Consider the following 24,061-nt stretch of genomic DNA (forward strand, 5'->3'; position numbering starts at 1 on the left):
TGAAGTAAGTCATAGTATGAATAGTAACTGTAGAAAAACACTCCATACCATGAGTAGTTATCGATCAAACAAGCGTGTAAACTTAAATTGATGTATTGAAAAAACTAACTAGCGCTACAAGCTCGGAAGGAAATTAATGTTAGCAGTCAATGAAATTGTTAGACAGATGAAACAAGGGCAAACTGCCCCTTTCTTGTGTAATGCTGATGATGGCTCCCAATATATTGTTAAAGGTTATCGTGCTACGCCTGAAGGACTCATTAAAGAATGGATAGCTGCGCATTTGTGTAGAGAGTTTGGTTTACCAAACCCTGATTTTGATCTTATTTATGTAGATGATGCTCTTGTAGAATATGGCTATGATGACTTAGGTTCAGGTATGTGCTTTGCTTCTAAATTCATCCCTAATATACAAGACGTTACTTTTTCACAGGTGGACTCTTTACCTCAAGATATATTGCGAGATCTATATATTTTTGATTATTGGATTAAAAATGATGACCGTAATTTAACTCAACTGGGTGGTAACCCTAATTTATTTCACGAACCCCTAAATAAAAATGTATTTGTCCTTGACCATAACCTCTCTTTCGAGACAGAATTCTCGCTAGCAAGCCATAAGTCTGTACATATAGGTAGAAATGCTTGGCAAGCTCCACAACTACTTCTTTTGAATGAAGATGAATATAAACAAAGAATGTTTAGTTCTATGACTATAATTAATGATGCAATTAACACATTACCAGAAGAGTGGCTAGAGCACTACGATTTGAATAGTATTCAGAATGAAATAGTCGTAGTATTAAACCAATTTCAACAATCAAACTTTTGGGAGGACATTCGATGAAATATCTATGTAAATATGCAATTGTACGTTTTATACCGTTCTCTGAAACTCAAGAGTTTGCAAATGTTGGAGTACTGCTTTTCACTCCTAAGAATGGATTTATTGACTTTAAATTAGCGCCGAAAAGGTTCTCTCGTGTCACTGACTTTTTTGACGACCTTAACGGTGAACTTTATAGACACGCTCTCATTACTTTTGAAAAAGAGCTAACTCGAGTTAAGGAGCTTGGTAATAGATTTTATGGTGAGCAACAAGTCGAATTACTAGAAGAGGTCACCCGATTCAGAGAAGGTATTATTAGCTTTAGTGAAACAAGGGCACTTTTACATGAAGATCCCAAATTAGCTTTAGAGCAGCTTTACAGTAAATACATTGCAAGAAACTTTGTAACAAAGGAATACCGTGAACAGCAAATGGTTAAAGCTTTAAGACAGGACTTGAAAAAGAATATCATTGGAGTTCAATATACCCAACAAAAGCTATCTGGAGATCTTGGTGTACAAATTGATATGCCATTTGTTTCTAAGGACTGCCATATAACTAAAGTGATTAAACCTCTGTCATTTAATCATACTAAGCCATTAGCTCTTATTGAGCATGGTGAGCAGTGGATTAATCGAGTCAAACGACTGATACAAGCTAAAACTGTTACAGCACACAATATGCTTTTTACACTAGAGAAGCCTAAATCAGAAAGACTCGAGCTCATTCAAGCTTATGAAGAAGTAACTAATAATATGAAAGAGCTAGAAGCTAATGTTACTTTATTTGAAGATAGAAAGAGTATTTATGAGTTTGCTTTAACATTTGATGACAAAGAATTTAAACTAATATAGCTGTAATTAGTAGCTTTTAACAAACAAATAAGGCGACCAATAGGTCGCCTTAAAATCTAAAGTAAGCAATGAAAATATTCAGAATATTTAGTTCTTGCACCTTGCCAAGACCAAAAACTAATCTCACGTTTAACACCCTTCCTCGTCATTACGCCCTGATAATAAGTAATTGATGAGTAATTCAGTTCATAGATAATTCAGTTCATAGATGAAATGAAAACCGTGACTTCGACATGGATCGCGAATACACGGCGTTTACATCAATTAGCTATTTGAAGGATCAAGCGTGATGCTCGGGTGGAAAAGATTCGTGGCTAAAGCCATCTCCTACAGCGGATCCTGAAGCAGTGGCATCCTGATTTAGCTGTTGTTAAAAGCTGCCGTCGCCAGCATGAAAAACCTTGAATAAGGTTATTAATGTAGGTCGCGGATTTATCCCGACAAGTGATGCTTAAGTGAAAAATTCGTGGCTAAAGCCTACTCCTACAACCAATATGTAGCCTCGGTGCAGCGAAGCGCCTTTGTTCCCTCTGTGGTGAAATGCACTTTTTGCCCTTAAAGGGCGACCTACAATTTAAAAAAACATTGGGTTTCATTGCACTCTGCCCAACCTACCAATCACATGCGTCAGTAAGCTCAGCGCCTACGGTGGTTAATCTATCATTGGTGTTAAACCTTTCGGATGAAGCCATCACCTAAAACACCAGTGCGACACCCCTGTCATTTACCTTGCATTTTATGAAACTAATCGCACTTTAGTGAAAGTTAATAACAATTTTGCTTGTATCGCGCTAATCTAATGTCATTGTTGTTCATAAATTGGAACTGTCATGAAAAAGTGTATTTACACCAGTTTAGTTGCCTCTATTATAAGCTTTACCTCGTTACATACCTTCGCTCAGCCAGAGCAGCCTATTCCCGTTGCCGCGAGTGCCGATAAGTATGAACTTGAATTAGTTGCCAAAGGCGTGCAAATTCCTTGGGGCATGGTGTGGCTTAACGAACAAGACTTGTTAGTCACAAACAGAGCGGGTGATCTTAGGCTTATTCGTGATGGAAAACTGCTAGAGAAAGCCATTAAAGGGGTACCTAAAGTACATGCTGAGCGTCAAGGAGGACTACTTGATGTGGAGCTTGATCCTAACTTTAAAGACAATGGCTGGATATACTTTTCTTACTCTGGCTATGAAGGAGATGACGAAGGCTATAACACCTCTATAATGCGCGCACGCTTAAAAGACATGACGTTAATTGATCAGCAACTACTGTTTGATGGCAGCCCTAACACCACAAAAACGTTCCATTATGGCTCTCGCCTTGAATTTGATAAAGACGGTTACTTGTATTTCTCTGTTGGCGATCGTGGCAACCGCGATGTTCATCCACAAAACTTAGAGCACGATGCAGGAAAAATACACCGCATTAATGCTGATGGTACAATCCCTAAATCAAATCCGTTTTATAATGACGAAAACGCTCGCAAAAGTATTTATTCGTATGGTCATCGGAATCCGCAAGGCATGGCGATGCACCCAAAAACGGGTGTGATTTGGAGCCACGAACATGGCCCGCAAGGCGGCGATGAAGTCAATATTATCAAACCAGGATCTAATTACGGTTGGCCAGTAGTTACTTTCGGTATCAACTATAATGGCAGTAAAATTACCGATGAGACCACCCGCGAAGGGATGCAAAAACCTGACTGGGTGTGGGTGCCGTCTATCGCGCCTTCGGGTATGGCATTTATTAGTAGCGATAAATACCCCCAGTGGAAAGGCAATATCGTGGTTGGTTCAATGAAATTTGCACACTTAGTCATGCTTGAACTCGATGGCAACAATATTATCGGTCATAGCAAATTGTTTGAAGGCGCTGGCAGAGTGCGCAGTATTGCAACTCACCCCAACGGCGATTTATACCTAGGAATTGACGGCATGGGTATATACCGCGTAGTGCCAAAATAGAGCGCGTAATACTTGAATTCAAGTGTTTAAAAATCAGTGGGAATTCGAAAAAACCCGTCACCAAAATGCAACTGAATAAAAATAGCGCACCTAACTTGTATCGGGTGCGCTAATTGATAAAACCAAAGCTCTTTGATTTTTTATTCCACTACAGCAAGCTACCTTTAAGAGGCTGTATTTAGAGTAGCCGCAATTGTTCGGCCCCATAATCCATCGATATCGCTATCAATTTTCCATCCCATTACCCCACCAAAAGCAATGTTTTTACTTTGCGCCTGACGAATAATGACGACGAGTTGATCTAGTGGAATAAACCCACTAGAGCTTAGATCATTTTCAGTAATAGGTTTACCAAGTACAATTTTTTCTGGCGGAACACCTTGAGATGCAATGCTTTCAATTGAAGTCGGATTGCTTATATTCTGATATTTTAATGGAAATAACATTTCAAATGACTCATATGCTTGATACTCCCACGCTCCCTGATTGTAATATTGGATATTATAAAAATCGATGTAGCCATGTGTTAGCTCTTCTAACTTGCTGTATTCAGGAAAGTATGGGCCTTGTGGTGCGTGAGAAATAATTAACTTTTCTCCTTGCTCACTCGAATATTCTGCAGCTGTCACTGTAGCCTCACTCAGCCAATTTAAAGCTTCTGAGGCTGTAATATTCTCGATATCAAAATCAACGCCATCGTAGCCGTATTCTAATGCATATTTTGCAAGTGCCAAGCCGTACTCTCTTGCCTGTGCTGAATCAGTCACATTTGGGTTATAAGTTTCACCACCAGCTGCAAGTATGCACTTTTTCCCTAGTGATTTAACATATTGTATAAGCTCTGGATCATTTGCGGCAGCTTCAGCTGCACCTAAAACCCCATCTTCAGGTGATATCCAAAATGAAAAAATAACGTGTGTATAACCTTCTATCTGCGACTTTAAACTTTCTTGAGTGATCCAGTTACTACAATAGCCAACAACTTTTTGCGTTTTCATAACTTATTCCTTTATTTTCGTGATATTAAAACTAAGGTTTGTCATTTTATTCGTCACTAAATATAAACAAGATACAAAAAAGCGGTTATTACATGATATTACAGTTAATTATTTAAGCTAAGAGTCGCTTCTGATTTTAAGCCTGAAAACGTTACGTGCCAGAATTATTCGAAGCTACAACCTGTATTTACTTTTTATCAAAAAAGTAATATGTGCCCTTAATTTAGGCAGAGATTTATCCCTAATTAGATTATGAAAAACATTAGCGGTTGAATAATATGATAATTTTTCGGACTAAAGCCAGCCCCTACGACGGATCCTGAAGCGGCAGCCCGATTTAGCTGTTGTTAAAAGCTGCCGTCGCCAGCATGAAAAACCTTGAATAAGGTTATTAATGTAGGTCGCGGATTTATCCCGACAAGTGATGCTTAAGTGAAAAATTCGTGGCTAAAGCCATCTCCTACAACGAATATTTAGCCTCTGTGCAGCGAAGCGCCTTTGTTCCCTCTGTGGTGAAATGCACTTTTTCGCCCTAAAGGGCGACTTACAATTTAAACCAAGCCCATTGGGTATCACTGCTATTAAATCATTCGTGGCTGAAGCCATCTCCTACAACAAACTCTGAAGCAGCAGCGCCTGCGCAACAAAAAAGCCTGCAAATTTGCAGGCTTTTGTTCTCACTAATTTAATTATTGTAAATTTACAGCACAATAATGCTCGTAACTAAGTACGCTATAAACGTGAGTGCGCCGCCAAAAAGTGCGTAAGGCATTTGCGTTTTAACGTGGGTGAGTAAATCACAACCGGAGGCAATGGCCGATACCGCGCTGGTGTCAGATATGGGCGAGCAATGATCCCCAAATACACCGCCACCTAAGATTGCCGCAATCACTAATGAAGGCGGTAAACCTAACGCTTGAATGAGCGGTACGCCAATTGGAATTAAAATTGCGAACGTGCCCCACGATGTTCCAGTCGTGAATGAGATCACCGCGCCAGTTAAAAATAGCACCGGAACAACTAAGTATATAGGTAAGTAATCGCCCACCAGTCCCGCTACAAATACGCCGGTGCCTAAATCTTTTAAGCTTGCGCCAAGTGTAAGCGATAACAACACGATAGCCACCAACGGGAGTAATTCACCCATGCCTTTAAAGCCGATATCCACCAGCTTATGATGAGTAAATTGACGTGAACTGATCATTAAAAAGTACGCGACAACACACGCTAAAATAGTTGCATACAGTACAGATTTAGAGCCACTGCCGCTGGCAATATCGCCATTACCGGTCCAGTACATAAAGCCGACCATGCTGCCAATCAGTGTAATAAGTGGCACTAGCATATAGCGTGCTTTGGTGCCTTTTACCTCTTCTTGTACATCTGCTTTTTGGTGCTCTAATTGCTCTTCTGCTTTTTTTAATGGGCCATGCACTTTATCAAAGGTGATGGTATAAAAAACTAATAATAAAGTAATAATAGCGTAAAAGTTATAGCCAATACTGCCCCATAACACCGACACCGCCGACTCTGGTAATTCATAATTACCTAACAAGCCAAGTACATAAGCGCCCCAACCATTAAGCAAAATTAAAATACACACCGGTGCACTGGTACTGTCGATAATGTAAGCAAGACGTGCTCGGCTCATTTTAAACTTATCAAATAAGCCACGAGATAAAATACCCGAGGTTAATACACTTAAGTTAGATTCTATAAACACGGCTACGCCTGAGAACATCGTTAAGTAACCAACTTGGCGTTTACTTTTTGCGACGCCTTTGTTCATCAATACATTAACGGTTGCTGCCACACCACCAGATTCACGAATGTATGCAAGCAATGCGCCTATTAAAATACTAAAAATCAAAATACGGCTATTCCCCGGTGAACTAGCCACCGCCACAATACGCTCTATGGTATTTATAAATGTGTTAAAAAGCGTATTTCCATCGCCTTGTAGGGCGAGTAAAAACTCTGAAGAAGCAACAGCAACTAACAGTGCCATAATCACTTCTTTGCGCCAAAACACGATCAAAATCGCTATCAACGGCGGTAAAATTGAATACCAAGACATACAATAACCTTTTTAGTAGCGACTGCGCCGCTGTTATAATTATTTATAAACAAGCCCACTAGCTTAATCAGTTGCACAATAAACTCAACTTAATTCGACTAGTGATTTAAGTTAGTGGCTTTAATGAGTGATTACATTAATGATTAAGCAAAGCCTCATAAACCAGTGAGATTACTGAGCCATATTTTCCGGTCTCAAACTTTTTACCAACAAATTCATAATGGGTGTCATTGCCCTTGATAGGCGAATGACGTGCATTAGTGAGTAAAATAATGGCTAAGTCATACGCAGGATCAATAACGGTTACTGTGCCTGTCCAGCCAGTATGGCCGTACGCTTGTGGACTTGCGTAAGGACCAAAATGCCACTTTTGAGCATGTTCCCCAGCTCTTCGCCAGCCTAGTCCGTAAGTTTCATTACTCGCTTGCGGTGCTATAAACTGATCGAGCACTTGCGGGGTAAATATTTGTTTATCGCCATAACCGCCGCGATTTAATAGCAACTGCGAAAGCACACCAAGATCTTCTACGGTACTAAATAAGCCTGCATGCCCTGCTACGCCACCAAGTGCATAAAATGCTTTTTCGTCGTGTACTTGCCCTTGCAGTACGTCGGTGCGTATATTATCAAAACTAATTCGGCCACCACGGCTGTTTCCTGCAAGCTCCGTTGCAGCAATAGTATGTTTACTAACCCCTTTTTGTAACGGGTTAAACAATGTGTGTTGCAAGCCTAGCGGCTGGTAGATTTGCCCCTCAACATAATGATCCAGCGCTTGTTGCGTAATGCGTTCAATCAGCACGCCTAACAGCATGTAGTCTATATCTGAGTACAAGTGCTTAACATTGCGCCCTGCGATAAACGGCACGCCTGTTAACAGTAAATTTTTAGTCCGCAAGCTATTTTGCGAGAAAAATCGCTCACCAAATTTATTGTCTTTTCGATGAAAGTCCACCACCGCAGGATACCCCGCACTGTGGGTGAGTAAATCTTTTACTAAGCGTTGCTCTCGCCCGCGCCCTCTAAACTCTGGTAAGTAGTAAAAAAGCGGCTTATTTACATCAAGCTTGCCTTCACTTACAAGTTTCATAAGCGCAAAGTTAGTAGCAAACATTTTTGAGTTTGACGCAATATCAAATAAGGTGCCTATTTGCATTTTTTGCGGCGATTGCATTGCAGTACCATTGCGTTGGTATTTTTTTGCATCGCCATAACTACTTAGTTTTATTAATTTTCCATCTTTTATTACGCCTAACACTGCCCCTGGAAATCCCGCTGCAATATCATCATTAATAAGTTTATCTACAGCACTAAAATTGTATGTATTATTGGCGCTTTTTTTCAGCTGTGGGTAGGCAAAGCGTAAGGTTAAACTTGCGCCTTCGGGCAATACATTGTCCACTTTGTACGTGTTAACGCCGTTACGCGTGCGTTTACTTAAACTGTATGTGTATTGTTTATTTGCTTGAAGCGGGCTGGCTATATTGATTTTTTCGCCATTGATATAAATATCGGCACTGGTGGCGGTGTTGTTTTCAATCACTAGCTGGCCACGGCCTTTGTAGGCTTTAAACGTACCACGATTATTGACTAATAAACGTGTGCTTGGGTCTCGTTCGGGGATTAACGCAACCACTTGTGCATTGGCTAATTGTTTTGGCTGCGGCTCAACTGTGGTTTGCTCTTGATTATACTGCGCCATTAATTTGGTTGCTTTTTTAGGAAAGTATTTTTCCATTAATGCAAACAGTACTGCGCCACTGCGTGCATCGGCGTTACCACTAACGTGCCATGGTAAAAAATGCATTTGAAAAGCACTTAAAGTATCGAGTGTTTGCGGATCAAGTTGATTCGTCGCTTGCACATCATAACCGTAGCCACGTAAAGCGCTTTGCATTAAACCTATAGAGGGTTTAACGACACTAAATTGCTGCCAATATTTATCTACCGTGTGGTTGTCATACCAAGCGCCAACCCCTGCTTGATAGAGTTGATACCACGGAAAACGTGGACCAGGATCATTTTTACGACTGGGCGCTATATCTGAATGCCCAACAACTTGCGTTGGTCCAATATCAGGGTGGCGCGCTAAAATCTCCTGACTTAACTCGATTAATAACGCCATTTGTTTAGCATCATAATCTGGGTAAATACACAGCTTTGAGGCATCATTTTGCAATTGTATATCTAATTCATGCTCTTCTAGTTCTGGGGAATGACACGTTGGTATGTTAACTATTTCAATACCAATCGATTGGTCGTTTAAGTCCTCTCTGCCTTGCCAGTAACTACGCCCTGCATGCCATGCTCTGTCATGCTCATCGACTAACTGCGTAATTTTAAGTTCGTCATCTGGGTAGCTCGGATCGTTTGACTCAGGCACTAAATAATGTGCACTCAATCCGCCATCTTCGACAAGTACCTGCATTGATTTTTCATAATTGATAGCGGTGTAATGCATCACTAAAAATTTAACGCGATGGCTATAATTAGCTGACTGAGTAAATTCATAAGGCGTTGAAGCACAGCTAACTAAAAAGGCTGCACTGGCAAAAATCCCCAGTTTTTTTAAATAAAATAAAAACGTCATCATGCTTTTTAAACCCTAACTTTTAGAATACCGGCAATGGCGAGCAACATACTCACTGTGCATAGGAAGTGAGCGCGCGGTTTGCCCGATCATGGTTTTTATTTGTTGCATATATTGCTCACAAGCTGCATCGCTCAAACTATTCACCAGCGGATGATAACCTTGTGGCTCAATACCTTGACCATGTAATACTGAAAACCAGCTAAGCTCATTAAATAGCTCATTGTTTTCTCTGAAAAGTCGGCCATTTTGTGCAAACAAAGCAAGTCGCTCACTTACCGTATTCGGTACATCCATGTGTTGGCAATAACGCCAAAATTCACTGTCGCTGCGCTTTGTTACCTTGTAATGGCAGATAATAAAGTCACGAACAGCGGTAATTTCTTGTTCAGTGTATCTATTGTAGGTATCCGCATCCACCTTCGCCATTGCACAACTAGGAAATAAACTGATCAGCCGTAAAATGGCCGACTGAATAAACTGTAGCCCTGTTGACTCTAGCGGCTCCAAAAAGCCAGCAGATAGCCCTATGGCCACACAGTTCTTTTGCCATGCTTTTAAACGACGACCATTTTGCCAATTTAATTGGCGTGGCTCAGTCATCGCCTTGGAAGGTAACTGCGCGGCTAACTGCGCGATTTGTTGTTCTGCACTAGTAAATCCGCTTGCGAATACACGCCCATTACCAATACGATGCTGTAACGGAATTTGCCATTGCCACCCTGCTTTATGAGCGGTGGCTTGGGTGTAAGGCTTTAACTCTGGGAGTGATTCGCTGGCAATCGCAATCGCGCTATCACATGGTAACCAATGCTGCCATGACTCAAAACCAACATGCAAAGCTTGGTTGATCAAGCGCCCTTTAAAACCGGTGCAATCAATAAATAATTCGCCACTGATCACCTGACCATCATCAAGAATAAGATCTTTTATATGGCCGTTACTTGGCTCAATGGTTACCTGTAAAATAGTGCCTTGGATATGTTTAACGCCTTGTTTAATAGCCAGCGTTGATAAAAACTCGGCATATTTAACAGCGTCAAAATGAAATGCATAGTTAAGGGTGCTATGCCCTTTGGTTGTTTGCCCTACGATACGGTCAAAGCGGTTTAATTTAGCGGCATGCCCTTCGAGGCAATAATCTAATATTGGGGCTGGGTTGGTGTTTTTTACACTTTTTAACCAGTAATGATGAAATGCAATACCATTTAAGTTAACCCCATATGGCCCAAATGGGTGCATGTATTGCTGCCCTATTTGTCCCCAATCAATAAATTCGATTCCTAGCTTAAAGGTACCTGAAGTGGCACTTAAAAATTCATTTTCATCAATACCAATCAGTTGATTAAACTGACGAATTTGCGGGATCGTGGCCTCCCCGACCGAAACAGTGCCTATTTGCGCTGATTCTACCAAGGTTATATTTACATGCTCGCCAAGTAGTTTACTCAGCGCTGCTGCGGTCATCCATCCCGCAGATCCGCCACCAGCAATAACCACTTGCTTAATATTGTGCATTTAATACTCCTACAAAATGACTGACTCAGACAACGCTAAGCCAGTCTCCCTAATTACACTTTGGCCTTATATACACTCAATTAAAAGCGATATTCTGCATTAAGCGTATATGCTCGACCACGCGCGCTCGCTACACGAGGATCAAACGCAGCACCTGGTGAGTAATCGTTTTGATGAGCTGTAAACGGTGGATCACGGTCAAACAGGTTTTTAATACCAAACGTAATACCTACATTATCAAACCCGGTATACGCTACGCTGTAGTTATAAATTAAATAACTTGATACCGTTGGGTTATAGTTTTCGATTTCACCGATACTAATTGCACCCGATTGCACGCCTGCTGGCACTTCATCTGCATAACTATCACGGTAAATTTGTGTCACATTATGACGCCAATCACCCTGCGTATAGTTAAAGGCGATGGTATGCTTCCAACGAAGTGGAATATTTCCACGAGAATGAGTGCCAACTAAGTTATCGCCAAATGCAATGCTATCAAGAAGTTTTTTCTTATCTTCAATTAAATAACTACCATTGAAGTTAATATCCCATAAGCCTGCACCTAACTGACCATTGACCTGCATACCCACTTCAACACCACTGGTATTACGCTCACCGGCATTAATATAACGCATATCAATACCTGTTAAGTTACCTTGTGCATCGCGTAAGAAGTTACCGCTAAATGTCTCGTAATTTTCGAGTAAATCACGAAAGTTTGGCGTTTGTATTGTGCCCTCTGTGATTATTTCCCACCAATCAAGGTTAAAGCTAAATTCGCTGCTTGGTGCCCATACAAAACCAAAGCTCGATTGTTTTGACTCTTCAGGCCCTAAGTCTTCTTTGCCGCCATAAACTAACGCAGGGGTGATAGGTTGGCAACTAGGGTTTGACACATCAACGATGCCATTTGCGCACGAAGCAGGATCAGCTAAATCGGAGCCTGTGTACGGCTGCTCTGATACGCCATTAAATAGCTGGTTAAACGAAGGCGCTCTAAACCCTGTGCTGTATGCTCCACGAAATAACAACTCTTCCATGGGCTGATACTTAACACCAATTTTAGGGTTAGTTGTGCCGCCAAAGCCTGAGTAATGGTCATAACGTGCAGCTAAGTTAATCTCTAAACTATCAACTACAGGAATAAGCGCTTCAACAAATACCGCTTTTATATCACGGTGAACATCATCAAGTTCGTTACCATTATCAAATGGCGCCCCATAGATGGCCGGTCTATTTTCTGATTCACGACGATCCCCATTAAACTTATAGCCCTCACGGCGTAAATCAATACCTGTTGCCACCATAATCGTGTCGCCGCCAAGACCAAGTTCAAAACCTGTATCACCTGAGATCGACGCATCAATTTGTGTAAGGGTTGTTTCGCCGCCATATAAGGTTACGCCACGCGCTGATGCTGCTTCAATTGCATCCATACCCGCTTGAGTTTGTGTTTCTCCCGCTAACAAAAAGGGGTTAACGGCGCCGCTGCCAATTGCCTGCGCAAGTAGCTCAGTATAATGATAGCCACCACCGAGCTCTGATTCAGCCTCGTTTGATGAACGTGAAATACCGGCTTTGTAATCCCAGTCGCCAATAATGCCTTCCATGCCCAACTGTACTTTATAAGACGTGGTCGTTGTTTCGATTTCACGGTTACCACAATCCATACAGCGCCAGCGATAAGCAATAGGTGCACCAATATTTAACTGATCCGCGCCATAATAGTCAGATAATGCATCAACTATATAATTATACGATGAACCTGTGCTTGGGTAATACCCTGCTGAACCAATTGACCACGGCGTAATTTGGTTAGGTTCAAAAATCTTTTTAGAAGTCACTTCTGAGCCAATAACTTCAGCAAATAGCTCGGTGTCTTCATCTAATTTAAACGTAGCACGCGATACAAAATCAATGCTGTCAACTGGTTGTTGTAAAACCGCAGCTCTTGGGTAATCCCATGCGCAACTGTGTGTTTCATTTTCGCGATTCCACAGTGCGCCAGTATCAACGCCCATGCCTTCAATTGATTCACACCCAGGCTGTCCAGGAAGTGCTAATACATTAAGCACATTATTAGCGTATGGATTACCTTGTGCATCAAGGTTATTGGGGTCAATAAGCCCTGTACCAATTAAGTTATAATTTCCATTGGTTGGATCATCGCCGTTACCACGGTTATTGATTGACGCAAAAGGGCCACCACGCGTATCTGGCGATAAACCTCGATTTGGTTGGAAAGTGTTTGTAAAATCACGGTCAGAGCCGCGTAATATATCGACTTTTTTATACGATACTGAACCCATGACATTGTAGCCATCGCTGTTTAAATCGCCAGTACCGGCAAGTATACTAAAGCGATTAATATTACCGCCACCTGCTTGTGTAATGTCAGTAAATGCGTTTAATTGCACGCCTTGGTAATCTTTTTTCAAGATAAAGTTAATGACCCCACCAACAGCATCAGTACCATACACCGCAGATGCCCCATCACGCAGCACTTCAACACGTTCAATTGCAGCAAACGGAATTGAGTTTAAATCAACAGATGCCCCCTTTAAACCATGACTTGCAATTCGGCGACCATTTAATAATACCAGCGTTGAACCCGCACCTTGCTGTCGAAGGTTAGCACTTGATGCGCCATTATTACCGCGTTCTTCACCGCTCACAATCCCTGTATTACTCCCTAAACCATCATTTGAATTAGAACCAATATTTAGCTGCAACATGAGTTGTTCTGCCGAGCTAATACCTGCAGCATCAATATCACTGCGGCTAATGATTGTAATTGGTAGATCACCTTCAAGGGATGTGCGCTTGATACTTGAGCCTGTGACTTCAATACGCTCAATTTTCTTTTCGTCTTGCTCATCTTGTGCTGCATTTGCTGAAGCACAACCTGCTATTGCAAGGCATATTGCTATTTTATTAAGTTTCACTGTTGTTTCTCCCACTGAGCCTGCTATTTATTATTTAGTAATATGTGGTACGTCATTGAAAACGTGTCTAGCAACATGGCCATGTGCTAAACAGCGTTATCAAGGTGGAATGTTCTCCCCACTAAACAGTATCACAGCAAAAACCAAACTGGAATAATTTATTTAACCCAACCAACATACTGGAGATAATCTATATAACATATATATATTAACTTTACAGTTAGTGATCGACATTGTTATAAAAACACGTAATAAAACACTTAAACTCGGCAATTGTGGGTGAACTTAGTTGTAAGCCAGTACAAATAAAACTATATTATTCCAATAAATAATTTATATTATTCTCGAAATTATGGTGAAATTGTTAAAATAATTTATTTTCACTATACCAAGTAGAGCAACAATAAAATTTAAATCGTTACATTTGAACCCAAAATAAGTACAAAGTTATTTCGATTAATGCTATAAATACGCCAAATACATAAATAAGCGAGTAACATGTCTACATTTGTTAAAATTAAAGCCTTACGTCAGTCTCTATCGAGCAGCGAAGCCAAACTAGCAGACTTCACATTAAACTCTGCTAACGCCATTAGAAATCTATCTTCGGTAGAACTTGCAAAGGTAGTCGGAGTAAGTCAGTCAAGTGTAGTGAAGTTTTCACAAAAACTCGGTTACAAAGGGTTTCCTGCATTTAAACTTGCTGTAATCGATGCACTCAATGACGAAGTAACAGAGCCAAAACTACACGGCAAAATTACGTTAAGTGATTCGTTAGAACAAATAGCTGAAAAACTACTCAGTAGTAAATTAGCGGTTTTAACGGAAACTAAAAACCTAAACGAAGCACAGCCTATTGAACAAGCTGTTAGCTTATTAAAATCAGCTAAGCGTATTCTTATATGTGGTTTAGGTGGTTCAGCACTTGTTGCTAAAGATTTCTCTTATAAGCTGCAAAAGCTAGGTATGCCTGCAATAGCTGAACCAGATGGCCACGCACAGCTAGCCTATGTATCTACATTTGGTAAAGGTGATTTAGTCATCGCGATAAGTGAATCTGGCGTAACCAGAGAGATTGCCGAAGTAGTAAAGCAAGCTAAGAAAAACGACAGTTATGTGATCTCGGTTACTAAGTTTGGTAGTAACCCGGTTGCCGATCAAGCGAATGTGAGGTTGTACTCTGTTGCTGAAGAAGAGTCAGTACGGTTGTCGTCGATTCTTGCACGTACGGCACAAGATTTTGTTATCGATATTCTCTTTATTGCTTTGACTCAATCAAGCCGTCAAGGTAGAAAGTTACTTGAACACTCTAATGATGTAGTGGGTGAATTTAGAAATAAATAACTAATTAACCTATATTCAAGTTAAGCACTAAAAAGGCCACACAAGTGGCCTTTTTAGTGCTTAACTGTTTACTTATCTAACCATTCTTCATCGCTAATAAAGCGAGTTGTATTTATACAGTAAATACGGTTCACGTTTTTGCATAAAAGTAGTAAGCCCTGCCTGCCAGCTTTGCTTTATTTGCTGCTCTGACTTACCTGCTTTTATAGCTAAACGCAGCTTATCTGTGCCAGCGAGTTTATCCATAAAATCTGGTCGTTCAAAAAACACCTGATTCGCTTGAGTTAATTGTGTATACGCATTAATAAATATATTTAAATCCAAACCTGTTATGGCACTTGCACGTAAGTCTTGCCCCAATACGGTAACATCTTTAAATTTTGGGTTCATAGACGCGCCTTTAATTGCCCGCGGGGTAAAACTAAATTCCCCTAGTCCCACTGGCGAATAACCAATAACCTGAAAGGCAAAGTCAGTGCCACGACCAATTGATATCGGGGTTGCTTCAAAAAAGCACAATGATGGATACAAGTTAATAGCTTGCGCATTAGGTAAGTTAGGACTCGGTTTTATTGGCACTTTATATTCTGTGTTGCGGGTATAATTAGCAACAGGAATAATACGCAGCTTAAGCTGCTCTGCCTTATCAATCCAGCGCTCGCCTTTGATCATTTTAGCTAATTCCCCCACAGTCATACCGTGTAAAACAGGGATCGGGTGCATGCCTACAAAGGAACGAAACTGAGGCTCTAAAATTGGCCCATCTACGTAAGCGATATTCGGGTTTGGCCGATCTAACACTATAAATTCAAGATTATGTAATGCCGCTGCTTCCATCATGTAATGCATTGAACTGATATACGTATAAAAGCGCACACCTACATCTTGAATATCAAAAATTATGACGTCTAACTCGCTCAATACCGCTGGATCCGGTTTTTTATTACTGCCATAAATTGATACTACATCAATACCCGTTTTAGTATCTGTGGTATTTTTAACATGTGCGCCAGCATCATAATCCCCCCGAAAACCATGCTCAGGGGCGAATATTTTAACTACATCCACGCCTTTATCTCTGAGCAAATCAACTAAGTGAGTTCCGTCAACCTGCGAGGTTTGATTAACAACCAGCCCAACTCTCTTGTCTTTTAAAGCCCCGAGATAGGCCTCATATTGTGCAGCACCAACCAAGATAGGCTGACTTTTAATAGCCGTTGCTTTTGCATTACTTTGAGCTTGGTTACTATCCGTGCACGCAATTAATAATAAGCACTGTAGTAAAATAATTACCCTTAGCAACATTTAAAGTTCCACCGCTTTACGTAAAAAACCATCAGCTTGCATGAGCATGTGTTGCGCTTGGGCGGCGTCTTTGCCTGTTAGTAAAATTAAAATAGCTAATTTAGCACTTTGCTTTGCCTGCTTAAGCGCATCAACCGCTTGTTGATGCGTGCAATCAGTTGCCTGCATCACGATACGAATAGCGCGTGCATGTAGTTTTTCATTACTGGCATTCACATCAACCATTAAGTTTTTATACACTTTACCGGTACGGATCATACTGGCGGTACTTAACATATTGAGCACTAGCTTTTGCGCTGTGCCCGACTTCATTCGTGTAGAACCGGTGACTGCCTCAGCGCCTACTACTGGGCAAATACCAATATCTGGTAATTGCATAACTAACGAGTTAGGGTTGCAGGTTACACCTACTGTTTTGCACCCTACTGATTTTGCATATTCAATCGCGGCACGTACATAAGGTGTACGACCACTGGCGGCAATACCGACAACGACATCTTTGGCTTGTAAATTAATCGCTTTTAAATCATCAACACTGAGCGTTAAACTGTCTTCTGCGCCTTCTACCGCTTTTTTAAATGCAGTTTCCCCACCCGCAATAATACCTATCACTTGCTGATCGCTTACGCTATAAGTGGGCGCGCATTCAACTGCATCTAAAATACCTAATCGTCCACTTGTACCTGCACCAATATAAATTAAACGCCCACCTTGCTTAAACGCTGTGACAATATGATCAACCGCTTTTGCAATTTCAGGAATTACGCACTTTACTGCATCAGCGACTTTTTGATCTTCGGTGTTTATTTTGGTCAAGATCTGTATGCTATCCAGTAAATCAATATCGAGTGTGGCAGGGTTTTGCCCTTCAGAAACAATACCATTTAGTTCTTCAAGAAGAGTACGTTGTTGTTCAAATGCGTGTTCAGAACTCATTGGTTTGTCCTATCTAAAAATATATGCAAATTTTGTTGCGCTAAAATAAGGGCACCGCTTAATGAATCGCCCTGTTTAGGTATTATTAATTGCTGTATGGCTGCACTTAACAAGGGTAATGTTATGGCCGCTAATCCGCCGGTCAGCATTACAGGTAGCTGGCTTTGAGCTCGCGTTTTATTAATTAAACGCTCCACCTGCTTTGCGTGCTTTTGTAATAGTAGTTCAGCAATTTTACAGTCGTTTTGTAATTCAAATACTAAATAAGTAAAACGCGCATAATCAACCGCTCTCGCTTCGTACAACCAAGCATTTAATTGCTCTCTGGTTGCGCCTATTTGTTCACTTAGTTTACGTGTAAGTAGACTTTGTGGCTGGCTAAATTGATCAATTTCATCAAGTAAGCACTGCACAGCACTTAGCCCTAAACGTGCACCAGAGCCAAAATCATCAACTAAAAACCCCCAGCCTCCTACTAACTGTGTATCGCCGTGATTATTAAGTCGTGCACCTACAGCCCCAGTTCCAAGTGCTACAATAGCAACAGGCTGCCCATTATTAGCCCCATATAATGAAGTAATAGCATCGCTGTATACATGCAGCTTGGCAAATTTAATACCACAGCCAAGTTCTAGCGCTGTTAATAGCCTTTTTGATAGTACTGAAGACCCACCGCCAGCAAGCCCCATTACGGCGAGTACTTCACCGCTTTTAGCCTTACTTTGCAAATAGAGATCGTTGATCACCTGTTCAATATTCGACAATGCAGTTTGAAAATCATTATGCAATGAAGCCTGCCCTCCTGCGGCGCTATATTTTATGCCGCTGGCAAGCTCAATTATCTGCGCCGTTATTTTAGTTCCACCACCATCAACTGCTAATAGATATTTTATTTTATTCATTGCGCGACACTATTCTCAGTAGGCTTGCCTAAACAGCACACTAAGGTTGAAAGTGCTGTACCTATACATAATTGCCATGTGAAACCGAGATAAAAGCGCTCTGTTTGCGGTAACAGCCAATCAATCATGTAAGGCTGCATTAGCAAGGTAATAACAAAACCAACTAATAAAGCAGCCAGCACAGAGCCCTCACTGCCTCGCTTAGTAAATAAGGTTGTAAAATATACGCCCAATAAACCACTGTATGAGAACACCATTACGCTTAATGCAAACTTCAAAAGTGGCATATCACTGTATTGTTGCCAAAAATAACAAGCAATCGCCATAGCAGCGAGTGCTCCACTGACTACAGTCATCCCTACACGGCCCGCTTTAACAAAATGGCCGTCAGCGACTTGTTTATTTTTAGCAGCTAAATAAGGACGATATAAATCTTGTACTATTACTGACGACATTGAGCTCAAACCTGAGTTTAGCGTTGATATTGCCGCCGCAATAATACCGACACTGACAAGCCCCTTAACGCCTGCAGGAGCTTCGTTTAATACGTAATACATAAAGATGGTAATTTTTTCACCATTAAACTCTTGTACGACTTGCTCGCCTGCGCTGTTCATTAGTGCTGGTTGTTGATAAACGATATAAAGTAATAAACCGATAGAGATAAACACTAACATGACGGGGATCACCATCACGATAGATAACACCAAGGCTTTACTGCCCTCTTTGGCATTTTTACACGTGAGTAGGCGCTGGGTCATGTCTTGATCAAGGCCAAATGCTGCAATGTTTAATAATACAAAACCTGTTAATACCGATGCCATATTAAAAACGCCACTGGGGCCAAAATCTAAGTCAAACTTAAACAATGCCAGTTTAGAATCAGCGCCTGCAGAGGGTTCATTTAGCGTTGCTACAATAGTAGAAAAATCGGCAGGAATGATAGCCAATAAGCACCAAATAACCGCTATGGCTGCACTCACATACACCACGGTTTGTAATACATCAGAATAAATAACACTGCGAATACCACCAAATACGGTGTAGAGCAAGCCAACAAGTGCGAGTAATAGTGTGGCAACAATCACGCTTTGCGCTTCAATATTGCCATATAAAATCATAGCTACAGCAATCGCAGCCATATATAAACGCGCCCCACTGGCAAACACACGACCAAATAAATACATTAAGCCGCTACGACGCTTGGCTTTGGGGCCTATGCGCTTTTCTAATAGCTCGTATACGGTATAAACTTGCTGCTGATAAAATTTAGGGATAAGAAAAATGCACACAATAAACGCAGCAATAAATGCGCCGATGTTTGTGGCTAAATAAGATAAATCCCCTTGATAACCTTGATCTGGCCCGCCAATAAACGTGGCTGCGGATTGCGATGTCGCTAATACCGAAATTGCCACCATCCACGTTGGCATGCTATTGCCACCTAAAAAGAAGTCTTGACTAGAATTAGCCCGCTTACGGTTAAACCACCAACCACTGAGTAATAAAATGGCTCCGTAGCTTGCAAACACGAGCCAATCTAGCAAGGTGTATTGTGCACTCATTTATTATCCCAATTAAAAACCAATTAGTGGAATATATTATTCCATTAATTTAGCAAAAAGAAAACAACTTTATTTTAATGTTTTTATTAATGGTAGCTGCCAAAGCGCCTGTTTTTGTTGATACTGCGCTTTGGGTAAACTAATTAATAGTGGGGCAGATTTACTGTCTAACCACGCTAAAAGTGCATCCATATTCTGCTCTGTCATTGCGGTGCACCCTGCTGTGGGCTTATCTTGTGCTCGCCATAAGTGCATAAAAATACAGCTGCCCGCACCATCAATGTTATTACTGTTGTGCTTAACCACGATACCTTTTTTATACAGGTCATCTTGACTATAAATATCACGGCGCATCCACTCCGATGAATCTTTAACAGCGGCCTCTCCAACAACTGACTTATTAACTAGCTGGTTATAAAATGGCGATCCTTTCACATCAATACAGTAATCATTCGCTGTCATACCTTGATAAGCCATATTAGTTTGCAGTGAATCTAAATAGCCAAATGCAGTGCCCAGCTCAAAAATTCCGGCAGGCGCTTTACCATCCCCCTCTTGCTTTTGTATACCGGCTTGTTCAGGATGTAAACCAACCCCCCATGCAAGGCCTGTACGCCCTAGCACCACCGAATAGTCGTCATCTATTTGTTGCCAATTATTGCCTTTTCGTTCAAACCGATACAATTGTGCTTGGGGTGTTTGCCAATCATCGGCAATTACCACAACCAGCTGTTTTGTCTGCAATGAAATAACCGTATTACTGTTCGTTACCTGTTGCTGAGCACACCCCAATAAGCTTGTTAAAACCACCCCTGCACTTGTCATTTTTATTATATTTTTCATGCTGGCCAAACTCCATTATCTATATGTTGTAAACCATCTATCTGCGTTATCCCAAGCCCTGGCGCAGAACTTAGAGTTATTGACGGCCCCTTAAACTCAACGCCGCCTTGAACAGGATCAAATTGACCTAGCGCTGGGCCATCTAAATCTATTTTTGTTATTTGTTGCGCCTTTGCAGAAGCTAAATGAGCAGCTCCCGCAACCGCGATACTGCCTTCAAGCATACACCCTATCATGCACTGTGCTTGATATTGTGCGGTGATATCTGCAATCGCTATAGCGCGGCTCAGACCACCGGTTTTCATTACTTTAATATTAATGATATCAACGGCATTTTGTTCCAATAATTGAATAACCTGTTTAGGCGAAAATGCACTCTCATCCGCCATGATCGGTGTATTAACTCGCTCAGTGATATACTTCAACCCTTTAAAGTCATCACTTTTCACAGGCTGTTCAACGAGCTCTAATTCAATATTTTCGCTCTCCAATTTTTGTAACGCGAACACCGCTTGTTTAGCATTCCAGCCTTGATTGACATCAAGGCGAATTTTCGCGTATTTAGAAAAGCCACTATAAATTGCCTTCACTCGTTCAATATCTTGCTGTAGATCGTTTCCTATCTTTACTTTTAAAACATCGAAACCTTGTTTAACAGCGGTATCGCAATCGGCCAACATTTTATCAATACCATCAACACTAATTGTTATATCTGTACGCAGTGTGCTACTACCACCACCGAGTAACTTATAAAGAGGCGCTTGGTAAAGTTTGCCCCATAAATCATACACAGCTAACTCTAACGCCGCTTTTGCGCTGCTATTAGCCACCACAGTAGATTGAATAACATGGCAAATATGATTAAGGTTTTCAATTTCTAAACCGATTAATTTGGGGGCTAAAAAATACTTAATAATACTGATCATTCCCTGATGGGTATCACCAGTAATAATAGGGGTTGATGCTGCTGCGCCGTAACCTACTTGGCCTTTATCTGTGTCAATTAACACCACTAAGTCTTCTATAAAACTAACTTCCCGTAGCGCTGTTTTGAACGGAGTTACTAATGGCACTTTTAATTTAGCAAACCGTATAGCGGTAATTTTCATAGTGGCTCCTAGCGAATTCGCTTAATATTATAGGTGCGATCTAAATAACTTTTTTGCGGTGATAAACGCAGTGGCAATAATGGCGTGACCGATACACCATTTAATGCGCTAGAATAAAAGCGACCATCAGCTTTGTTATAGCCTAGCCCTTTTACATCATGGATCACATAAGGTTGACCATCTTGCTCACCGAGATACATCATTACATGGCCTGGTATATAAATAAGATCCCCCACTTGCATCTTTTTAACCGCATCTAACTTTACTTGCTCTGCATCAGCGCCATCAAAACGCTGATTAATACCATACTCGCCTCGCCCTTGCTGCCCTGAATTGCGTGGCATTAATAAACCAAAACTTTTATAAATTTCACCAACAAACCCTGTACAATCTCGGCCATTATAATCATGCCCCCACCCATAACGCTCGCCTAAGAATTTAAACCCTTGTTTTATCAAGTTCTGCTGGGTGTAGGGTAAGTAACCTATATTAACGTCACTACTGCGGCTAATTAGTGCAGGTTGTATAACTAACTCACCTTGCGCGCCTCTTGTTGGCAGTTGTACTACATAATTGGCGTAAGTATTTTGCCCATGCAATAAATTTGGTACTTGCTTTGCCTCAACTAATGGCAGGCGTACACCCATATCGAGTTGCAGCTCAGAGATATCAGCATTATCTGGTACGTAGGCAGTATTAACTTTTGCCCCCGTAATAAGTAAAAAATCATCCTGATTTTTAAATCTATGTAAGGTCGCTTTACTTGCAGTGGCAATATCAGCCGTAGGCACCCAAGCCAAATAATTATAAGCGCGCACCAGTAGCCATTGCTTATCAGCACTTTGATGTAAAATAGCCACCGTATCACCTGGAAATAACCCACTTTCTTGAAAACGATCAAGATCATTATCTAAGCCGCTATTTAATACCCTATCCCATGTTGGAAAAGTACGTAGTACAGAGCGCTTTACTACAACCCCAAAACCAACTTGGTTGTTATTTTCAATCGCTTCTAAATTCATATTGGCATGATAATCAGCAAAATCTTTGTCTGTTAATGCGACGCCATTGGAATAAAAACGAGGACTTTTTGGTACCGCGCTAATGCTATAGATGTGGTTAGTTAATTGCTGCTTTGTAAGCTGTGTAGCAAAATCGAGAGGATCGACAATATGCTCATTTTCAGCGACCAGTTGTTTATTGAACGCCATAATTTGTGATGCACTCATTAATGGCTGAGCCGTTACTTTAACTTTAGTGTTAGCTAACCAATGCTGTGGAGTTAGTTGGGGCTGACTAACTCCTATAACGTCCGTTTGCCAGGTATTAGCGACAGCGATGGGCGTTATCGAAGCAATACTGGCCAATGTAATACTCAGAGCAATTAGTGATTGTCGCATTTTAGGATCCTCTATTATTATATTAACCACACGGTTTTAACTACTTACCAAAGAACATATCTGATGTAGTTGAAATTAGCTCTCACCTTCACCCACAATTAAAATTCCTACTCAAAAAACATTTTGGAATATTTTATTAAAAATAACACACTTCACAGCGCAAGCAAATATTTGTAATCATTTCACAGCTTAATCTATGGGTTAATTTTATGGTTTAAGTTTAAGCATTCTCAGCACTTGATAATTGAACAAACCCTGCTGGTAACTAAAAATAGCCTTTAGCGAACTCTTGTAAATCGCTTAAATATTGCTGATAAAACTCATTACTTTGGTTTTTTATCTGCTCAAGGACGAAGTTATCTGCCGCATTGCTAGCTCTTTTTTCTTTCTTTCGTTCATCCAAAAGAGCGCTTTGAGCAATCTATTTAAATTTAGCCGACTTTCGTCGGCTTATTTCTATTAGCTTAAGTAGTAATAGAAAGTGGTGGGCGAAGGACGTATCTTGCAAGAGTGAACCTCTGAGCGCTCTAAATTTTTGCACCACTACAACTACTGCAAATACATTTCACGACTAAAGCCTGTTCCTACAATAACGTGAATTTCAGGCATAAAAAAACCGACTTTCGTCGGCTTATTTCTATTAGCTTAAGTAGTAATAGAAAGTGGTGGGCGCAGGACGTATCTTGCAAGAGTGAACCTCTGAGCGCTCTAAATTTCTGCACCACTACAACTACTGCAAATACATTTCATGGCTAAAGCCTGTTCCTACAATAACGTGAATTTCAGGCATAAAAAAACCGACTTTCGTCGGCTTATTTCTATTAGCTTAAGTAGTAATAGAAAGTGGTGGGCGCAGGACGTATCTTGCAAGAGTGAACC

17 protein-coding genes are annotated in these 24,061 nt (G+C 40.9%); 4 read left to right on the plus strand and 13 right to left on the minus strand.

The genetic code is table 11. The annotated features are described in order from the left end of the window. Positions 1 to 136 precede the first annotated feature (136 nt). The 3 genes from HJP15_RS17495 to HJP15_RS17505 all read left to right on the plus strand — a co-directional run bounded on the left by HJP15_RS17495 (position 137) and on the right by HJP15_RS17505 (position 3,647). Complete coding sequence (locus HJP15_RS17495) at positions 137 to 847, plus strand: HipA family kinase (RefSeq protein WP_170174247.1); 711 nt, start codon at positions 137 to 139, stop codon at positions 845 to 847. Then, positions 844 to 1,683, plus strand: a complete 840-nt coding sequence (locus HJP15_RS17500) for a DUF3037 domain-containing protein (protein WP_170174248.1) — start codon at positions 844 to 846, stop codon at positions 1,681 to 1,683. Before HJP15_RS17495 ends, HJP15_RS17500 begins: the two co-directional genes overlap by 4 nt. 830 nt (positions 1,684 to 2,513) lie before the next feature. Continuing rightward, on the plus strand, positions 2,514 to 3,647 hold the full coding sequence (locus HJP15_RS17505; protein WP_170174249.1) for a PQQ-dependent sugar dehydrogenase: 1,134 nt from the start codon (positions 2,514 to 2,516) through the stop codon (positions 3,645 to 3,647). A 164-nt stretch (positions 3,648 to 3,811) separates the two neighbouring features. Here the strand turns inward: HJP15_RS17505 and HJP15_RS17510 are convergent, their stop codons facing one another. The 5 genes from HJP15_RS17510 to HJP15_RS22330 all read right to left on the minus strand — a co-directional run bounded on the left by HJP15_RS17510 (position 3,812) and on the right by HJP15_RS22330 (position 13,778). After that, positions 3,812 to 4,645, minus strand: coding sequence for a glycoside hydrolase family 18 protein (locus tag HJP15_RS17510; protein WP_170174250.1), 834 nt, complete (start codon positions 4,643 to 4,645; stop codon positions 3,812 to 3,814). Positions 4,646 to 5,345: 700 nt separating this feature from the next. Next, positions 5,346 to 6,722, minus strand: coding sequence for a Na+/H+ antiporter NhaC family protein (locus HJP15_RS17515; RefSeq protein WP_054205363.1), 1,377 nt, complete (start codon positions 6,720 to 6,722; stop codon positions 5,346 to 5,348). 136 nt (positions 6,723 to 6,858) lie between these two features. Beyond that, positions 6,859 to 9,315, minus strand: coding sequence for a penicillin binding protein PBP4B (gene pbp4b / locus HJP15_RS17520; RefSeq protein WP_170174251.1), 2,457 nt, complete (start codon positions 9,313 to 9,315; stop codon positions 6,859 to 6,861). A 12-nt stretch (positions 9,316 to 9,327) separates the two neighbouring features. Beyond that, positions 9,328 to 10,830: a tryptophan halogenase family protein gene (locus HJP15_RS17525; RefSeq protein WP_170174252.1), complete on the minus strand. Its 1,503-nt coding sequence runs from the start codon at positions 10,828 to 10,830 to the stop codon at positions 9,328 to 9,330. 80 nt (positions 10,831 to 10,910) lie between these two features. Further along, positions 10,911 to 13,778, minus strand: a complete 2,868-nt coding sequence (locus tag HJP15_RS22330; protein WP_054453343.1) for a TonB-dependent receptor domain-containing protein — start codon at positions 13,776 to 13,778, stop codon at positions 10,911 to 10,913. A 498-nt stretch (positions 13,779 to 14,276) separates the two neighbouring features. Here HJP15_RS22330 and HJP15_RS17535 point away from each other — a divergent pair, with 498 nt between their 5' ends. Beyond that, positions 14,277 to 15,122 (plus strand): MurR/RpiR family transcriptional regulator, encoded by an 846-nt coding sequence (locus HJP15_RS17535; RefSeq protein ID WP_054205354.1) that lies wholly within the window; start codon positions 14,277 to 14,279, stop codon positions 15,120 to 15,122. A gap of 93 nt (positions 15,123 to 15,215) precedes the next feature. On the opposite strand, the gene HJP15_RS17540 is transcribed toward HJP15_RS17535, so the two are convergent. The 8 genes from HJP15_RS17540 to HJP15_RS17575 all read right to left on the minus strand — a co-directional run bounded on the left by HJP15_RS17540 (position 15,216) and on the right by HJP15_RS17575 (position 23,585). Then, positions 15,216 to 16,427 (minus strand): exo-beta-N-acetylmuramidase NamZ family protein, encoded by a 1,212-nt coding sequence (locus tag HJP15_RS17540; RefSeq protein WP_170174253.1) that lies wholly within the window; start codon positions 16,425 to 16,427, stop codon positions 15,216 to 15,218. Then, a complete protein-coding gene (murQ, locus tag HJP15_RS17545; protein WP_169327845.1) occupies positions 16,428 to 17,363 on the minus strand; it encodes an N-acetylmuramic acid 6-phosphate etherase in 936 nt (311 codons plus the stop codon). Further along, complete coding sequence (locus HJP15_RS17550; RefSeq protein WP_054205351.1) at positions 17,360 to 18,265, minus strand: glucosamine kinase nucleotide-binding domain-containing protein; 906 nt, start codon at positions 18,263 to 18,265, stop codon at positions 17,360 to 17,362. The genes murQ and HJP15_RS17550 overlap by 4 nt, the downstream gene beginning before the upstream one ends. After that, complete coding sequence (locus HJP15_RS17555) at positions 18,262 to 19,830, minus strand: sodium:solute symporter (RefSeq protein ID WP_054453142.1); 1,569 nt, start codon at positions 19,828 to 19,830, stop codon at positions 18,262 to 18,264. Before HJP15_RS17555 ends, HJP15_RS17550 begins: the two co-directional genes overlap by 4 nt. A gap of 69 nt (positions 19,831 to 19,899) precedes the next feature. Next, complete coding sequence (locus tag HJP15_RS17560) at positions 19,900 to 20,673, minus strand: L,D-transpeptidase family protein (protein ID WP_170174254.1); 774 nt, start codon at positions 20,671 to 20,673, stop codon at positions 19,900 to 19,902. After that, the gene (locus HJP15_RS17565; protein WP_170174255.1) at positions 20,670 to 21,782 is read right to left on the minus strand and encodes a dipeptide epimerase; all 1,113 of its coding nucleotides are present in this window, start codon (positions 21,780 to 21,782) and stop codon (positions 20,670 to 20,672) included. Before HJP15_RS17565 ends, HJP15_RS17560 begins: the two co-directional genes overlap by 4 nt. 8 nt (positions 21,783 to 21,790) lie before the next feature. Further along, complete coding sequence (locus tag HJP15_RS17570) at positions 21,791 to 23,182, minus strand: C40 family peptidase (RefSeq protein WP_170174256.1); 1,392 nt, start codon at positions 23,180 to 23,182, stop codon at positions 21,791 to 21,793. Between the two features lie 265 nt (positions 23,183 to 23,447). Beyond that, positions 23,448 to 23,585, minus strand: a complete 138-nt coding sequence (locus tag HJP15_RS17575; RefSeq protein ID WP_161803872.1) for a hypothetical protein — start codon at positions 23,583 to 23,585, stop codon at positions 23,448 to 23,450. Positions 23,586 to 24,061 lie beyond the last annotated feature (476 nt).

Origin of the sequence: Pseudoalteromonas sp. NEC-BIFX-2020_002, from assembly GCF_013002825.1 — a bacterium.
Lineage (GTDB): Bacteria > Pseudomonadota > Gammaproteobacteria > Enterobacterales > Alteromonadaceae > Pseudoalteromonas > Pseudoalteromonas neustonica.

Coding starts and splice junctions, on each gene's coding strand:
- HJP15_RS17570 (WP_170174256.1), bottom strand. CDS start 23,182: ATGCGACAATCACTAATTGCTCTGAGTATTACATTGGCCAGTATTGCT.
- HJP15_RS17510 (WP_170174250.1), bottom strand. CDS start 4,645: ATGAAAACGCAAAAAGTTGTTGGCTATTGTAGTAACTGGATCACTCAA.
- pbp4b (WP_170174251.1), bottom strand. CDS start 9,315: ATGATGACGTTTTTATTTTATTTAAAAAAACTGGGGATTTTTGCCAGT.
- HJP15_RS17540 (WP_170174253.1), bottom strand. CDS start 16,427: ATGTTGCTAAGGGTAATTATTTTACTACAGTGCTTATTATTAATTGCG.
- HJP15_RS17505 (WP_170174249.1), top strand. CDS start 2,514: ATGAAAAAGTGTATTTACACCAGTTTAGTTGCCTCTATTATAAGCTTT.
- murQ (WP_169327845.1), bottom strand. CDS start 17,363: ATGAGTTCTGAACACGCATTTGAACAACAACGTACTCTTCTTGAAGAA.
- HJP15_RS17555 (WP_054453142.1), bottom strand. CDS start 19,830: ATGAGTGCACAATACACCTTGCTAGATTGGCTCGTGTTTGCAAGCTAC.
- HJP15_RS17495 (WP_170174247.1), top strand. CDS start 137: ATGTTAGCAGTCAATGAAATTGTTAGACAGATGAAACAAGGGCAAACT.
- HJP15_RS17500 (WP_170174248.1), top strand. CDS start 844: ATGAAATATCTATGTAAATATGCAATTGTACGTTTTATACCGTTCTCT.
- HJP15_RS17565 (WP_170174255.1), bottom strand. CDS start 21,782: ATGAAAATTACCGCTATACGGTTTGCTAAATTAAAAGTGCCATTAGTA.
- HJP15_RS17560 (WP_170174254.1), bottom strand. CDS start 20,673: ATGAAAAATATAATAAAAATGACAAGTGCAGGGGTGGTTTTAACAAGC.
- HJP15_RS17525 (WP_170174252.1), bottom strand. CDS start 10,830: ATGCACAATATTAAGCAAGTGGTTATTGCTGGTGGCGGATCTGCGGGA.
- HJP15_RS17515 (WP_054205363.1), bottom strand. CDS start 6,722: ATGTCTTGGTATTCAATTTTACCGCCGTTGATAGCGATTTTGATCGTG.
- HJP15_RS17550 (WP_054205351.1), bottom strand. CDS start 18,265: ATGAATAAAATAAAATATCTATTAGCAGTTGATGGTGGTGGAACTAAA.
- HJP15_RS17535 (WP_054205354.1), top strand. CDS start 14,277: ATGTCTACATTTGTTAAAATTAAAGCCTTACGTCAGTCTCTATCGAGC.